The sequence below is a fragment of the Pseudomonas sp. G5001 genome, assembly GCF_013385475.1.
Lineage (GTDB): Bacteria > Pseudomonadota > Gammaproteobacteria > Pseudomonadales > Pseudomonadaceae > Aquipseudomonas.
The window spans coordinates 308,909-323,970 of sequence record NZ_JACAPZ010000009.1; the positions used below are offsets into that span (position 1 = coordinate 308,909).

The 15,062-nt window shown below is 59.1% G+C and carries 14 protein-coding genes, 4 tRNA genes and 1 riboswitch; of the genes, 7 read left to right on the plus strand and 11 right to left on the minus strand.

Features of this window, described 5'->3' with window-relative positions; genetic code table 11:
- Window positions 1–18 precede the first annotated feature (18 nt).
- From flgM to HX805_RS09715, 3 genes are all read left to right on the plus strand, one after another.
- Entirely contained in the window at window positions 19–342 is a 324-nt protein-coding gene (gene flgM, locus HX805_RS09705; protein WP_003214254.1) for a flagellar biosynthesis anti-sigma factor FlgM, read from the plus strand.
- 48 nt (window positions 343–390) lie between these two features.
- Window positions 391–858: a flagellar protein FlgN gene (gene flgN / locus HX805_RS09710; protein WP_003214256.1), complete on the plus strand. Its 468-nt coding sequence runs from the start codon at window positions 391–393 to the stop codon at window positions 856–858.
- A 95-nt stretch (window positions 859–953) separates the two neighbouring features.
- Window positions 954–1,703 (plus strand): flagellar brake protein, encoded by a 750-nt coding sequence (locus HX805_RS09715; RefSeq protein WP_003214258.1) that lies wholly within the window; start codon window positions 954–956, stop codon window positions 1,701–1,703.
- Between the two features lie 60 nt (window positions 1,704–1,763).
- On the opposite strand, the gene HX805_RS09720 is transcribed toward HX805_RS09715, so the two are convergent.
- Together HX805_RS09720 and HX805_RS09725 are read right to left on the minus strand one after the other, a co-directional pair.
- The gene (locus HX805_RS09720) at window positions 1,764–3,146 is read right to left on the minus strand and encodes an MFS transporter (RefSeq protein WP_102369716.1); all 1,383 of its coding nucleotides are present in this window, start codon (window positions 3,144–3,146) and stop codon (window positions 1,764–1,766) included.
- Window positions 3,147–3,488: 342 nt separating this feature from the next.
- Window positions 3,489–3,565: transfer RNA gene (locus HX805_RS09725), tRNA-Arg, on the minus strand.
- A 336-nt stretch (window positions 3,566–3,901) separates the two neighbouring features.
- On the opposite strand from HX805_RS09725, the gene HX805_RS09730 reads away from it, so the two are divergent.
- From HX805_RS09730 to HX805_RS09740, 3 genes are all read left to right on the plus strand, one after another.
- Window positions 3,902–4,129: a hypothetical protein gene (locus HX805_RS09730; RefSeq protein WP_102604982.1), complete on the plus strand. Its 228-nt coding sequence runs from the start codon at window positions 3,902–3,904 to the stop codon at window positions 4,127–4,129.
- Window positions 4,130–4,149: 20 nt separating this feature from the next.
- Window positions 4,150–4,329, plus strand: a complete 180-nt coding sequence (locus HX805_RS09735; RefSeq protein WP_003214263.1) for a PA3371 family protein — start codon at window positions 4,150–4,152, stop codon at window positions 4,327–4,329.
- 435 nt (window positions 4,330–4,764) lie between these two features.
- On the plus strand, window positions 4,765–5,091 hold the full coding sequence (locus HX805_RS09740) for an Arc family DNA-binding protein (protein WP_003175643.1): 327 nt from the start codon (window positions 4,765–4,767) through the stop codon (window positions 5,089–5,091).
- Window positions 5,092–5,194: 103 nt separating this feature from the next.
- Here HX805_RS09740 and mgtE read toward each other — a convergent pair whose 3' ends face one another.
- From mgtE to ltaE, 8 genes are all read right to left on the minus strand, one after another.
- The gene (gene mgtE / locus HX805_RS09745) at window positions 5,195–6,637 is read right to left on the minus strand and encodes a magnesium transporter (RefSeq protein ID WP_003214265.1); all 1,443 of its coding nucleotides are present in this window, start codon (window positions 6,635–6,637) and stop codon (window positions 5,195–5,197) included.
- Between the two features lie 339 nt (window positions 6,638–6,976).
- Window positions 6,977–7,053, minus strand: a tRNA-Arg gene (locus HX805_RS09750).
- A gap of 72 nt (window positions 7,054–7,125) precedes the next feature.
- A tRNA-Arg gene (locus HX805_RS09755) sits at window positions 7,126–7,202 on the minus strand.
- Window positions 7,203–7,310: 108 nt separating this feature from the next.
- Window positions 7,311–7,401 (minus strand) — tRNA-Ser (locus HX805_RS09760).
- Window positions 7,402–7,463: 62 nt separating this feature from the next.
- Window positions 7,464–7,652, minus strand: coding sequence for a carbon storage regulator CsrA (gene csrA, locus HX805_RS09765; RefSeq protein ID WP_002554426.1), 189 nt, complete (start codon window positions 7,650–7,652; stop codon window positions 7,464–7,466).
- 186 nt (window positions 7,653–7,838) lie between these two features.
- Complete coding sequence (locus tag HX805_RS09770; protein ID WP_003214308.1) at window positions 7,839–9,080, minus strand: aspartate kinase; 1,242 nt, start codon at window positions 9,078–9,080, stop codon at window positions 7,839–7,841.
- A gap of 95 nt (window positions 9,081–9,175) precedes the next feature.
- Window positions 9,176–11,794, minus strand: coding sequence for an alanine--tRNA ligase (gene alaS, locus HX805_RS09775; protein WP_177081058.1), 2,619 nt, complete (start codon window positions 11,792–11,794; stop codon window positions 9,176–9,178).
- Window positions 11,795–11,940: 146 nt separating this feature from the next.
- Window positions 11,941–12,945 (minus strand): low-specificity L-threonine aldolase, encoded by a 1,005-nt coding sequence (ltaE, locus tag HX805_RS09780; protein WP_032899380.1) that lies wholly within the window; start codon window positions 12,943–12,945, stop codon window positions 11,941–11,943.
- A 190-nt stretch (window positions 12,946–13,135) separates the two neighbouring features.
- Window positions 13,136–13,305, plus strand: a riboswitch (FMN riboswitch).
- A 111-nt stretch (window positions 13,306–13,416) separates the two neighbouring features.
- Between ltaE and HX805_RS09785 the strand changes: the two genes are divergently transcribed.
- Window positions 13,417–13,926 (plus strand): 6,7-dimethyl-8-ribityllumazine synthase, encoded by a 510-nt coding sequence (locus HX805_RS09785; RefSeq protein ID WP_003214313.1) that lies wholly within the window; start codon window positions 13,417–13,419, stop codon window positions 13,924–13,926.
- A gap of 130 nt (window positions 13,927–14,056) precedes the next feature.
- Here HX805_RS09785 and astE read toward each other — a convergent pair whose 3' ends face one another.
- A complete protein-coding gene (gene astE, locus HX805_RS09790) occupies window positions 14,057–15,061 on the minus strand; it encodes a succinylglutamate desuccinylase (RefSeq protein ID WP_003214315.1) in 1,005 nt (334 codons plus the stop codon).
- Window position 15,062: the final 1 nt, after the last annotated feature.

Below are 15,062 nucleotides of genomic sequence, written 5' to 3' on the forward strand. Positions count from 1 at the left end.
CCCAGAGGTTTTTTTAACATGGTCATCGATTTCAGTCGTTTGAATAACGCCCTGCCAACGCCCGGTTCTTCGCGCACCAACGGTGCCAAAGACAGCGTTGAAGCCAAGTCCCAGCCTCTGCCTGCCAAGACAGAACAGGCCGGTGCGAGCCAAAGCGGGGAATCGGTACACCTGAGCAATGAGGCTCAACAGTTGCAGAAGGTCACTGACTCGCTGAGCGATCAGCCAGTTGTCAATAAAGCCCGTGTGGCCGAATTGAAACAGGCGATTGCCGATGGCAGCTATAAGGTCGACAGCAACCGTGTAGCCAGCAAACTGCTTAACTTCGAAGCCGAGCGCTAGGCAAAGGCCTGCGCCAGGCTTTTGGACGCTTAAACCCCAAGGCCAGCCATGCACGACGAAAACTTGCTACAACTGATCATTGAAGACCTGCCTCCCGCACAGCAGCTGCTGGAGCTCCTTCGAGAAGAATCACTGGCCCTGTACGGCCGGGACATGCGCATGCTGGAAGAAATCCTGGCGCGCAAGCAATCGCTGATCGTCCTGCTGGAACAGCACGGCAAGAAGCGCAGCCAGATTCTGATCAGCCTGGGCCTCACGGCCGACCACAAGGGCCTGGAACAACTCGCCAGCCACTCCACGGTGGGCGACCAGTTGCTGGCCCAGAGCAAAGAACTCAACCAGTTGCTGACCCTGTGCCAGGAAACCAACCTCCTCAACGGCCAGGCCATCCAGCTTCAGCAAGCCACGACCGCCAATCAGTTGCGTATCCTCCACGGCGGCGAGCCTCCGGCTCTCTACAACGCTCAAGGCTCCACCTCACGCCTGGCCAAGCCAAGCACCCGCAGCCAAGCCTGAAACCAGTTTGAGCGCGCCCTATCCAAGTCGCGCCACATACTGGCAAAATGACAGCACTTGCGTGTAGTCGTATTTTGTCTGGAGATGGAAGAACCGTGTTCAACACCCTTAACGCGGAAGATGCTCCGCAGCCACCCAAGGTACTCACCACGCCGCTGGAAATCGCTGGCACCTTGCGGATGCTGCAAGAAAGCCATGATCCGCTGATCATCACCTTCCATGAACGCAACCAGCGGTTTCAAAGCTACCTGGTGGAAATCGACCGGGACAGCAAGACACTGGCCTTGGACGAAATGGTCCCGCGCGACGGCGAACGCTACCTCGAGAATGGCGAAGCTTTCCGGATCGAAGGTTTTCACGAGGGGGTGCGGGTAGCCTGGGAAAGCAACGGCACCCTGACCCTCGATGAAGCCGGCGGCCACCGCATTTACCGCGGCAGCATGCCTGGCGAGGTGATTTACCATCAGCGTCGCAACGCCTTCCGCGCGGCGCTGAAGCTGGCGCAACTGGTGAGCGTCGAACTGGGCGGCGACAAACTCAAGGCCCCCATCAGCGGCAAGTTGCTGGATATTTCCGCCACCGGCTGCAAATTGCGCTTCGAAGGGGATATTTCCGAGCGCCTGCAACTGGGCCAGGTCTACGACCGATTTATCGCCGCGCTACCCTTTGGCAGCATGACCACCTCGGTAGAACTGCGTTACCTGCACTTCGAAGAAAGGATCAACACCACCTTCGCCGGCCTACGTTTTCATAACATGAGCGGGCTGGTGCAGCGTCAGGTCGAGCGGTTTGTGTATCAACTGCAGCGTGAAGCGCGCCGGTTTGACAAGGACGACGACCTTTAAACAATAAAGGTCGCGACAAAAAAACGGGCAGTCCCTCAAGGGGGCTGCCCGTTTTTGCTTTCAGGGGCGCGCCCTGCTCAAGTCGTGGGGGTGATCATCCGGGTCCGGATGCTCTGGTGGCTCGGTGACAGGCTCCGGCTGATCCAGCTCGGGATCGACTACTGGCTCGGGATCCACAACGGCGGTCTGCATCTGGTCCTGCACCACCTGTTCGTCCACTCGCGGATCGAGGCATGCTACCAGGGGCGAGCTGGACATGCTGTCGGGCATCGCCACGTGATGCAGCGGTGCGTCGTCCACCTGATGCAGGTTGGTGACCGCCTTGGGCCGGATGCGCCACACCAGGATCAATGCGCACACGCTGAAAAACGCATACAGCATATGGCTGCCGAACAGCTTCATCACCACACCGGCCAACAGCGGGCCGACGCTGGCGCCGATGCCGTAGGTCACCAGCAACATCGCAGTGAGCGACACCCGGCGATCGCCCTCGACGTGGTCGTTGGAAAACGCCACGGCCAGCGGGTACAGGCAGAACTGCACCAGGGAACAGAGAAAGCCCGCGACGAACAGCACTTCCAGTGGTACCTGGGTCATGATCGCCAACGGCAACGCGGCCACCGCCAGGCACAAGGCGAAACAGCGAATCAACAGCGCGCGGTCATATCGATCGGACAGCCAGCCCAATGGCCACTGCACCAGCAGCCCGGCGAAAATGCAGCTACCCATGAACAGGCCGACCTGCTCGGTGGTCAGCCCTTGCTGAGACGCGTACAGCGGCGCCAAACCGTAGAACGAGCCGACGATCAGCCCGGCCCCCAACACCGTACTGAGGGACTGCGGCACCCGCTTGATAAAGAAGCGCGGCTCCATCGGCGCCGGATGCAGCGGCGCCGGGTGAATACGGCGAGTCATGGCCACCGGCACCAGGCACAGCGCAAAACACAGCGCGACCAGCATCAGCAACTCAAGCCCCAACTGCGGGTGCATCACAAGGATCAACTGGCCCAGCACTAGGCCCAGGTACGAGGCGATCATATAGCCGCTGAACACCGCACCGCGTTGCTTGGCCTCAGCTTGTTCGTTAAGCCAGCTCTCGATGACCATGTACTGGCACATCATGCCCAGGCCGACAATCATCCGCAGCACAATCCAGGCTGGCAGCCAGTTGATCAGCCCGTGGCCCAACACCGCCGCGCCGACGATCCCGGCACAGGTGGCGTAGGCCCGGATATGCCCGACGCGGCCAATCAGGCGGTGACCGATCTTGCCCCCCAACACCAGGCCAAAATAGTTGGCGGCCATCAAAGCACCGACCCACAGGCTGTCGACGTGATCTGCCGCCAGGCGCAAGGCCAGGTAAGTACTGAGCAGGCCAGAGCCGATCAGCATCATCAGGGAAGCAAAATAAAGGGCTCGAAAAGGTTTCCAGATCTGGCGCATCGGCGTTCCGAGCGGCTCCTTGCTGTGGGTGTCAGGACTACCGGAATGATAGTCCCGGGTCGTCGGGTCCGGACAGCCAAAACATGCGGTTGCCGGGGAATATTTTGCTCATGCCAATTGGCTACGTGTCAGACGCTCGCCAGTCACCCGCGAGGTACAGGATGCAGACGAATACTTGCGCCGCCCCGCTCTTGCCTCCCGTGTGAACCTCAAACGCGGGCAAGGTTCGGTTGGTGTTTGAAAAGACTGCCGCACTCAAACGCCCGGCCACAAAAAAGCCCCGCCAGATGAATCTGATCGGGGCTTGCGGACGTCGAGGCCGCTTGGGCAGCAACGGTGAAGTGGTGTCCCAGGGCCGGTTCGAACGGCCAACCTTCCCCTTAGGAGGGGGATGCTCTATCCAATTGAGCTACTGGGACTAATGACAGCCAACCGGCGATGGGCACGGCGACGGACGGCGTGCATGTTAACGGCGCAGGTGAATTTTGTCATGTCGTCCGTTGGCTTTTTGAGTGTAGGCCCATGCCAGTGACAGCCGGTGGTATTGCGCTCAACGATTACGGACGGTTCGGACCATCGTGCAAAATGCACTCCCCCAAAATGCCATCATTGCAAATTGCAACAGCATGACAATCTGAACACTATATAAATGTTTGATTTTAAAGGACTTATTGTCAATTAAAGACTGGCACGACACCTGCAATCCTTTATCCTACAAATACAGTCCGGCCCAGCCATCTGCGGAGAACATGCACATGAACAGCGCACTTCTACTAGCCCTCAATACCGTTGCACTGGCTGCGCTGGTGATGTTCCATTTTCAGTCCACCACTTCCGACGACGCCGCACAGGTCAGCCAGGCGATTCCCCACCACCTGCAGCAGCGTCCGCAACTGGCTGTCATGAAGCCGAACATGCAATCCCCACTGCAACTGACCCAGGGCACTCAAGCTGCTCCTGCCGCTGAACACTGGGTTTTCTGAACCGCTTACCGGAGCATTCCATGAACAAGTCCGCCTGGCTGTTTCTGACCCTGGCACTGGCCGCCGCCGGCCTCGGCCTGAACGTATTGTCGCAAGACGTACAGACAGTCTCCTTCGTCGCCGCCGGCGTGTTTGGCAGCCTGTGGGTATTGGCAGTCTTCATTGGTCGGCGCATCAAATTCGATCCCGTACTGCGCTGAATCCCTCCGCTCGTCGCCCTCGCTAAAATCGCTGCCACGCCTCGGCTCGTCCGTCCGGACAGCCGACCATATGTCGCTCCGCATTCGTAAATTGGCAATTTGCCACTAATCTTAAAGTTAAGGGCAAAAGGCCATATTGCTATAGGATGTGCGCCCGAAAAGCCTTTTGCGCCCAGGGTCTGCGGGCTCAACACTCATTTGGGTGCGTCCGCGGAAAGTTTTCCAACCAGTCCGCAAATTTTGAAATGAGTACTGGCATAAAGCCGGTAGCCGGTTCAATATTTGTCACAGAATTGACGCCAAGGAACTGGCAAATCTGAGGCATGATGCGGCCTCTTTGCAATTCAGGTTGAACATTTGGCAGCAAACCTTGTCCTAACATGCATCTTGCGGCCAATTCCAAAAACCGCTCCCCTGAACTAACCGGTTAAATATATGCGCCCATTGAAACAGGCAATTTATTCCAGCCGTACGGCTGACAAGTTCGTCGTACGTCTGCCAGACGGAATGCGGGAACGCATTGCCGAGGTGGCTCGCAATCATCACCGCAGCATGAACTCCGAAATCATCGCACGCCTGGAACAAAGCCTGATTCAGGAAGGTGCGCTGGGCGACGAGCTGAGCATGCGCCTGGACAGCCCCGAGCTGTCACTGCACGAACGCGAACTGCTGCAGCGTTTTCGTCAGCTCTCCCACCGCCAGCAAAATGCTCTCGTCTCGCTGATCGCCCACGACGTTGAGGCAGCTGCAGAAGCCAACTGATTGGCAACTGAAAGCTGAAAGCCAGCCATGCGCTGGCTTTTTTTTGCCCGGGATTTGGTCAGGAAAGGATCAAGGGGCAAATGCCCCCGATCCATGGAAAGGATCAAAGCAGGAAGATGGTTGCCAGGCCCAGGAAGATGAAGAAGCCACCACTGTCGGTCATGGCCGTGATCATCACACTGGCGCCCATCGCCGGGTCTCGTCCAAGGCGCACCAGGGTCATTGGAATCAGAACACCCATCAACGCTGCCAGCAGCAGGTTAAGCGTCATGGCCGCCGTCATGACCACGCCGAGCGACCAGCTGCCATACAGCAGGTACGCCACGATACCGATGACACCGCCCCACACCAGGCCGTTGATCAGCGCGACCGCAAGCTCCTTGCGCATCAAACGCTTGCCATGCCCGGTCCCCACCTGATCCAGCGCCATGGCGCGGACGATCATGGTGATGGTCTGGTTACCCGAGTTACCGCCAATACCCGCCACAATCGGCATCAGTGCAGCCAGGGCCACGAGCTTCTCGATGGAGCCTTCAAACAGGCCGATCACTCGTGAAGCAATAAACGCGGTAATCAAATTCACCGCCAGCCAGGCCCAGCGGTTACGCAGGGACTTCCAGACCGACGCAAAAATATCCTCTTCTTCCCGCAGACCGGCCATGTTGAGGACTTCGCTTTCGCTCTCCTCACGAATCAGGTCGACCATTTCATCGATGGTCAGACGGCCGATCAGCTTGCCGTTCTTGTCGACCACCGGGGCCGAGATCAAGTCATAACGCTCAAACGCCTGGGCCGCGTCGTAAGCGTCTTCGTCAGGATGGAAACTCACCGGGTCACTGGCCATGACGTCCGCGACTTTTTTGTCCGGATCATTGACCAGCAGGCGCTTGATCGGCAGTACGCCCTTGAGGATCCCTTCGTAGTCGACCACGAACAGCTTGTCGGTGTGGCCTGGCAGCTCTTTCAACCGGCGCAGGTAGCGCAGAACCACTTCCAGGCTGACGTCTTCGCGGATGGTGACCATCTCGAAGTCCATCAACGCACCGACCTGCTCCTCGTCGTAGGACAACGCCGAGCGCACACGCTCGCGCTGCTGGCCATCGAGGGTTTCCATCAGCTCATGGACGACGTCACGCGGCAGCTCGGAAGCCAAGTCAGCGAGTTCGTCGGCATCCATGTCCTTGGCGGCCGCCAGGAGCTCGTGATCGTCCATGTCGGCGATCAGGGTTTCACGGACCGAGTCGGATACTTCGAGGAGGATGTCGCCGTCGCGGTCAGCCTTGACCAACTGCCAAAGGGTCAGGCGGTCATTCAGCGGCAAGGCTTCGAGGATGTAGGCAACGTCGGCGGAGTGCAGGTCATCGAGCTTGCGTTGCAGCTCGACAAGGTTTTGCCGGTGGACCAGGTTCTCGACCCGGTCATTGTTCGCGCCTTCCTGGCGATGCGTCAGGTCTTCGACCACGCGCTGGCGCTGCAGCAGCTCGACGACTTGAGCCAGGCGATCCTGCAGGCTTTCTTGTGTTTTCTTTACTTCAACTTCGGTCATAGGCGAACTCCACTCCCAGCAGCGGGGCACGCCGGAAGGATCAATCAGTCAATTCATGATTGGTAAAACGGGGTACTGAGTAACTACTGGGTAAGTCCATGGAGGTGTTCCACAAGCCCCGGCGGGGCTGACGGGCGCAATGATACACCGGGCGGCCGCGTTTAACGTCAAAAAACTGGAAAGAACAAGCGCTTGCGACACAAAGCTGAGCATTGGCCACACATATGAACTGCGACGACGCAGCTTGAAAGGAAAACACATGGGCGGGAGAAAAAGGCGCCCCGGGAAATAAAAACCCCAGACGGCAAAAAGCCCGCACTAGGCGGGCTTTTTGTTGTTTGGTGCACTCGACAGGATTCGAACCTGTGACCGCTCGGTTCGTAGCCGAGTACTCTATCCAGCTGAGCTACGAGTGCAGATTGTGTTTTTAGACCAGATCACAACTGGTTGAAGCCAAGTTACCTGCATTGCTGCAACTAACTCTTAAATGGTGCACTCGACAGGATTCGAACCTGTGACCGCTCGGTTCGTAGCCGAGTACTCTATCCAGCTGAGCTACGAGTGCATTTGTTGCCGCGCATTATAGGCCGTTCAATCTCTATGTAAAGCTATTTTTTCGTTTAGTTTCAACAACTTAGCGAAAAAACCAGATTGCAACGTACTACGCAAATAATGGCGGAGAACGGGGGATTCGAACCCCCGACACCCTTTTGAGGTGTACTCCCTTAGCAGGGGAGCGCCTTCGGCCACTCGGCCAGCTCTCCGCAACACGGGGCGTATATTAACCAGCTTCATCCCCGTTTGCAAACATAAAAAACGATAAAAATTAATGGCTTGGTTCTTCGTCCTTCTCTTTCTTGATCCGCAGGTAGATTTCCTCGCGGTGGACAGCCACCTCTTTCGGAGCGTTAACCCCGATACGCACTTGATTGCCTTTGACGCCGAGCACGGTCACGGTGATTTCGCCATCACCAATAATCAGGCTTTCTGCGCATCGACGAGTCAGAATCAGCATACCTTTCTCCTCACGCATTTCATTTCGGGAACAACAGTCTGCAAAAAAAAGGCATTCGACCTACAACCAAATGGCCATAGCCCTACACGCCTAAGTATTGTCGAGCGCAGGTAAAAGAACAGGTCTTCACCACGCGCCCGACAAAAAAATGAAAGGCGCGGATAACCGCGCCTTCCTGGCAACGCATCACTCGCCCTGTCGGGCCGGAGCGTCCAGCTCAAAAGCGGTATGCAGTGCGCGTACAGCCAGTTCCAGGTACTTCTCTTCGATCACCACCGACACCTTGATTTCCGATGTGGAGATCATCTGGATGTTGATGCTTTCCTTGGCCAGGGCTTCGAACATGCGGCTGGCAACACCCGCATGGGAACGCATGCCCACACCCACGATCGACACCTTGGCAATCTTCGTATCGCCGACCACTTCACGGGCGCCGATTTCCTTCGCAGTGTTCTGCAGGATCCGCTCCGCCGCATCGTACTCGTTGCGGTGCACGGTGAAGGTGAAATCGGTGGTGTTATCGTGCGAGACGTTCTGCACGATCATGTCGACTTCGATGTTCGCGCCACTGATAGGGCCCAGGATCTTGAAAGCCACGCCCGGGGTGTCTGGCACGCCACGGATAGTCAGCTTGGCTTCATCACGGTTGAAAGCGATACCGGAAATGATCGGCTGTTCCATGGATTCCTCTTCATCAATAGTAATGAGGGTGCCCGGACCCTCCTTGAAGCTGTGCAGTACGCGCAGCGGAACGTTGTATTTGCCGGCGAACTCAACGGCACGGATCTGCAACACCTTGGAACCGAGGCTGGCCATTTCCAGCATCTCTTCGAAGGTGATCTTGTCCAGGCGCTGAGCCACGGACACGACCCGCGGGTCAGTGGTGTAGACGCCATCCACATCGGTGTAGATCTGGCATTCGTCAGCCTTCAGGGCTGCCGCCAGGGCCACGCCAGTGGTGTCGGAACCGCCACGACCGAGGGTGGTGATGTTGCCGTGCTCGTCGACGCCCTGGAAACCGGCGACAACTACCACACGACCGGCTTTCAGGTCAGCGCGAATCTTCTGGTCATCAATCTGCAGGATGCGGGCTTTAGTGTGCGCGCTATCCGTAAGAATGCGGACCTGGTTGCCAGTGTAGGACACCGCCGGCACACCACGCTTGTTCAGCGCCATGGCCAGCAATGCGATGGTCACCTGCTCACCGGTGGAAATGATCACGTCCAGTTCACGGGGAACCGGTTGCTGATCGCCACTGATTTGCTTGGCCAGATCGATCAGGCGATTGGTCTCGCCGCTCATGGCCGACAGCACCACCACCAGGTCATCGCCGGCATCGCGGAATTTCTTAACCTTGTCGGCGACCTGCTCGATTCTTTCGACAGAGCCGACCGAGGTGCCTCCAAATTTCTGTACGATCAAAGCCATTTCTAAGCCGCCTCAGCCCGTAAAGGGGCGCCTGTTATTCAATCAACCAGCACTGACTGAGCCCGCGACTAGACCACGGGCTCATTAACAGCGCCTTAAATACCTGCCTCGACAAACGGCACGGTCAGGGCCAGGGCCGCGTCCAGGGCGCCGGCGTCAACACCACCGCCTTGCGCCATGTCCGGACGACCACCGCCCTTCCCGCCCACTGCCGCGGCGGCTTGCTTCATCAAATCACCGGCCTTGAGTTGGCCAGTCAGGTCCTTGGTTACACCGGCAACCAGAACGACCTTTTCCTCATGGACACTGCCGAGCAGGATCACTGCGCGGCCGAGCTTGTTCTTCAACTGATCGACCAAGGCCAGCAGCGCCTTGCCGTCCTGACCGTCCAGGCGTACGGCCAGCACTTTCACACCCTTGACGTCCAGGGCGGAAGCCGACAGATCGTCGCCCGCCGCGCTGGCCGCCTTGGCCTGCAACTGCTCCAGCTGTTTCTCCAGCTGACGGTTGCGCTCCAGTACGCCGGAGAGCTTGTCGATCAGGTTGTCGCGGCTGCCCTTGACCAGGCCGGCCGCTTCCTTGAGTTGTTCTTCTGCCGCATTGAGGTAGGCCAGGGCCGCAGCACCGGTGATCGCTTCAATACGACGTACGCCGGAAGCCACGCCGCCTTCGCTGATGATTTTCAGCAGGCCGATGTCGCCGGTACGGCTGGCGTGGATACCGCCACACAGCTCCACCGAGAAGCTGCCGCCCATGCTCAGTACGCGCACTTCGTCGCCGTACTTCTCGCCAAACAGCGCCATGGCGCCTTTTTGCTTAGCGCTCTCGATATCGGTTTCTTCGGTTTCCACCGGGGTGTTCTTGCGAATCTCGGCGTTGACGATGTCTTCCAGGGCCTTCAACTGCTCAGGCTTGATCGCCTCGAAATGACTGAAGTCAAAACGCAGGCGCTGGCTATCGACCAACGAACCCTTCTGTTGCACATGCTCACCCAGCACCTGACGCAACGCAGCGTGCAGCAAGTGAGTGGCAGAATGGTTCAAGGCAGTTGCATGCCGTACGTCGGCATCTACCTGAGTGTCCACCGGCGCGCCGACGGTCAGGTTGCCCAGCACCAGCACGCCGTGATGCAGGAACGCACCGCCGGTCTTGGTGGTGTCGCGCACTTCAAAACGACCGGAGGTGGAGCTCAGGAAACCACAGTCGCCAACCTGGCCACCGGATTCAGCGTAGAACGGGGTCTGGTCGAGGACCACAACGCCCTCGTCACCTTCGTTCAGCACGTCAACCGACTTGCCGTCCTTATAGATAGCCACGATCTTGGCCGAGCCAACGGTGGCCTCGTAACCAATGAACGAAGTCGCCACATCAACCTTTACCAGGGTGTTGTAGTCCAGGCCAAAGGAGCTGGCGGAACGGGCACGGACGCGCTGGGCTTCCATCTCACGCTCAAACCCGGCCTCGTCGATGGTCAGCTCGCGTTCGCGGGCGATGTCGGCGGTCAGGTCCATCGGGAAACCGTAGGTGTCGTACAGCTTGAACACGACGTCGCCCGGCACCACGGTGCCCTTGAGCTCGACCAGGTCCTGCTCGAGGATCTTCAGGCCGTGCTCCAGGGTCTTGGAGAACTGCTCTTCTTCAGCCTTGAGCACGCGCTCGATGTTAGCTTGCTGCTGCTTGAGTTCCGGGAAGGCATCGCCCATCTCGGCCACCAGCGCGGCAACGATCTTGTAGAAGAAGCTGCCGGTGGCGCCCAGCTTGTTACCGTGACGGCAGGCGCGACGGATGATGCGGCGCAGCACATAGCCACGGCCTTCGTTCGACGGCAGCACGCCATCGGCGATCAGGAAGCCGCAGGAACGGATGTGATCCGACACCACCTTGAGCGACGACTGGTTGTCGTTGGCACAGCCAATGGCCGCGGCCGAAGCGCTCAGCAGGTTGGTGAACAGGTCGATCTCGTAGTTGGAGTGAACGTGCTGCATCACCGCACTGATCCGCTCCAGGCCCATGCCGGTGTCCACCGACGGCGCTGGCAACGGATGCAACACGCCATCGGCGGTGCGGTTGAACTGCATGAACACGTTGTTCCAGATTTCGATGTAGCGGTCGCCGTCTTCTTCCGGCGAGCCCGGTGGGCCACCCCAGATGTCGGCGCCGTGATCGTAGAAAATCTCGGTGCACGGGCCGCACGGGCCGGTATCGCCCATGGTCCAGAAGTTGTCGGACGCGTAAGGCGCGCCCTTGTTGTCGCCGATGCGAATCATGCGCTCGACCGGCACCCCGATTTGCTGGGTCCAGATGTCGTAGGCTTCGTCATCGGTGGCGTAGACGGTCACCCAGAGTTTTTCCTTCGGCAGCTTCAGCACGCCGGTCAGGAAGGTCCAGGCAAAGGTGATCGCGTCTTTCTTGAAATAGTCGCCGAAGCTGAAGTTACCCAGCATCTCGAAGAATGTGTGGTGGCGGGCGGTGTAGCCCACGTTTTCCAGGTCGCTGTTCTTGCCGCCGGCGCGTACGCACTTCTGGCTGCTGGTGGCGCGGGTGTAGGCGCGCTTTTCCTGGCCCAGGAAGCAGTCCTTGAACTGGTTCATCCCCGCGTTGGTGAACAGCAGGGTTGGGTCATTGCCTGGGATCAAGGAGCTGGAGGCGACACGGGTGTGACCTTGCTCTTCGAAGAAGCGAAGGAAGGCTTCACGGATTTCTGCGCTTTTCATTAGGTTCTTCCACGGAGGCTGCGGCCAAAGGCCAGTGCTAAACGTCATCAGACGGAGCGACGGCAAAGGGCCGCATTATATCGGCCCTTTGCCCGTGGTACAGCGTGTTTATGTGATAGAAACAGTCAATTAGACGGTCTGCACTGTCATTTCCGGGAAAACTCGACAAATGTCGCGAGCACTTGCTCGATCTGTGCCCGGCTGACGTCCAGGTGAGTGACCATGCGCAGGCGCGGCGCGGCGCTCAACTTGATCCCGCGCTCGGCAGCAAACGCCTTCAAGGCCTGGGCCCGATCACCGATATCCACGTAGACCATATTGGTCTGCACCGGCTCCACCGTATAACCCGCCTTGCGCAGTTCATCCCCCAGCCATTGGGCGTTGGCGTGGTCGTCGGCCAGGCGCTGCACCTGGTGATCCAGGGCGTACAGCCCCGCCGCCGCCAGCGAACCGGCCTGGCGCATGCCGCCACCGACCATCTTGCGCAAACGACGGGCCTTGGCGATCAACGCGGTGGAGCCGCACAGCACCGAGCCGATCGGCGCGCCCAGGCCCTTGGACAGGCACACCGACACCGAATCGAAGTGCCGGGCAATTTCCCGTGCATCCACACCCAGCTTGACCGCCGCGTTGTAGAGCCGCGCGCCGTCCAGGTGCAAGGCCAGGCCGTGTTCCCGGGTAAAGGCTCGCGCGGCCGCCAGGTATTCCAGCGGCAGGACCTTGCCCTGCATGGTGTTTTCCAGCGCCAACAAGCGGGTACGGGCGAAGTGGAAGTCGTCCGGCTTGATCGCGGCCAGCACGTGCTCCAGGTTCAGGGAACCGTCGGCCTGCACTTCCAGGGGTTGTGGCTGGATCGAGCCGAGAACCGCCGCGCCGCCGCCTTCGTATTTGTAGGTGTGGGCCTGCTGACCGACGATGTATTCCTCGCCACGCTCACAGTGCGCCATCAACGCCAGCAGGTTGCTCATGGTGCCGGTGGGCACGAACAACGCGGCGGCAAAACCCAGGCGCTTGGCCAGTTCGGCTTCCAGGCGATTGACGCTCGGGTCCTCGCCGTAGACGTCGTCGCCGCTGGCGGCAGTGGCCATCGCCTCGAGCATGCCAGGGGTCGGTTGGGTCACTGTGTCGCTGCGCAGGTCAATCACGTTCATCAAACTAGCCTCTAGCGGATTGGAGCGTTTCTTGTGTTAACGATTACTGCGGGCAAACCCGCGGAATATCAAGCCCCGTGCTTGCACAATCGAATACCAACCAAACAAACCGATATAGGTTATCGATAAACCAACCGTGCAGTTTCTGAAAAACCATGATAAAAACTCTCCGCCGCCAGGGTTCTGGCGGCAACGTTCTCAGGGCGGGGTGTAATTCCCCACCGGCGGTAATTGCACGCAACGTGCATAGCCCGCGAGCGCTTGGCGCCTCGAACTGCCTCGGCAGGACGGCGACAAGGTCAGCAGACCCGGTGTGATCCCGGGGCCGACGGTCATAGTCCGGATGAAGAGAGAACGGGATTGGCACCTAAGGGCCGCGCTGACGTCATGTTCACATGAGCCCGCTGTGCGTACCCTTAAATCCCATTCGATTCATAACGCCCTGTTTTTTTCTTAAACAGGAGTCAGAACATGCAACCCACCGCAATCGACAGCAAAAGCAAAAACCATCACGGCGAGCGCGTCGCGTTTATCCAGGCCTGCTGGCACAAGGATATTGTCGACCAATCCCGTAAAGGTTTCCTCGCCGAAATGATCGCCCAGGGCTACCAGGAATCGGACATCGATTTCTTCGAAGTCGGCGGCGCCTTTGAAATGCCCCTGCACGCCAAGCTGCTGGCCAAGTCCGGCCGTTATGCCGGTATCGTCGCGGCCGCCCTGGTGGTGGACGGCGGGATCTACCGTCACGAGTTCGTGGCCCAGTCCGTGGTCAGCGGCCTGATGCAGGTCCAGCTGGAAACCGAAGTGCCGGTGTTCTCGGTATCCCTGACCCCGCACCACTTCCACGCGGGCAGCGAGCACCATACGTTCTTCTATGAGCACTTCGTGCACAAGGGCCAGGAAGCGGCACGCACCTGCGCCGACACCCTGCACAAGGTTCGCGCACTGCGTCGCAATGAGCCACGGGCTCTCGCGGTTTAAGCAACACTGCAAAGCAAATGTGGGAGCGGGCTTGCTCGCGAAAGCGGAGTGTCAGTCAATACATGTCTGACTGATACACCGCCTTCGCGAGCAAGCCAGCTCCCACATTTGACCGAGTCGGTCTCGGGGTTCAGGCCAGGCCGGCATCCGTGGTCGGCACAATCAATATCCCTGCTCGCAAGCCATTCTTGACCTTCGGGTTCGGGAAGATGATGCGCGCGCCCTCCTCCTCGATTACCCAGCGGGTCTTGGCAATGTCCTCGGCCAGCAGATAACCCTTCTCCAACTCCGAAAAGTTTTCCACGTCCGCCGGCAAATGCAGGACGAAGGTATCGCTGTGCTTGATCACTTCCCGGGAGACGCTGAACAGCTGCAGGCCATCCAGGCTCTCGGTGGCCGGCTCGTTACCCTCGATGATCTGCGTGAGGCGGGTTTCCAGGCGCGATACGTCCACGCCCTGGTTCTGCCCGAACGGCCGGGCCTTGCCCAACTCCAGGGTGAAGGACTCGGCCTCCAGCTGCTCATAGGTAAACGCCGTGAAGGTGATCGACGTCTTGTTCTGCAACAGCACCGCCTCCAGGCCGGCGGCTCGCAGGCGCGCCAGTTCACGACGTGAATGCTGGCGACCGTCCTTCCACGGGTACAGTGCGAACTGCTCGATCTTCGAGCCACGGATGGCGGTGTGCAGGTCGTAGTGCAAACGGCTACGCCCAGGCACGCTGAAGAAGGTGCGGGCCAACTGTTCAAGCTCGGCGGCGCGCATGGCTTCAGGGCCGATGTTTTGTTCATGACGGCCATTGAACAGCCGGTTGACGTCCAGTTCGAGGTAACGCTCGCCGCGGCGCATGGCCTCAGGGTTGCCGAACAGGAACAGGATACGGGTGCGGGGCTTGATCTCCCCACGGGCAATGCCCTGCAGCAAGCGGTCGGCCAATTCGATTGGCGCGGTTTCGTTGCCATGGATGCCGGACGACAGCAGCACGTCGCTGCCGTTGTCCCGCGCCTCAGGAGGCCGCACTTCCAGCGCGCCCTCACTGAGCCAGCGCAGTTGCACGCCGTCGACAGTCAGTTGAATTTTTTGCGCCGGTTCGCGACCGGCGAGGGTCAGTTCAAGCAGTTTGCCGAGGGCGAGCATA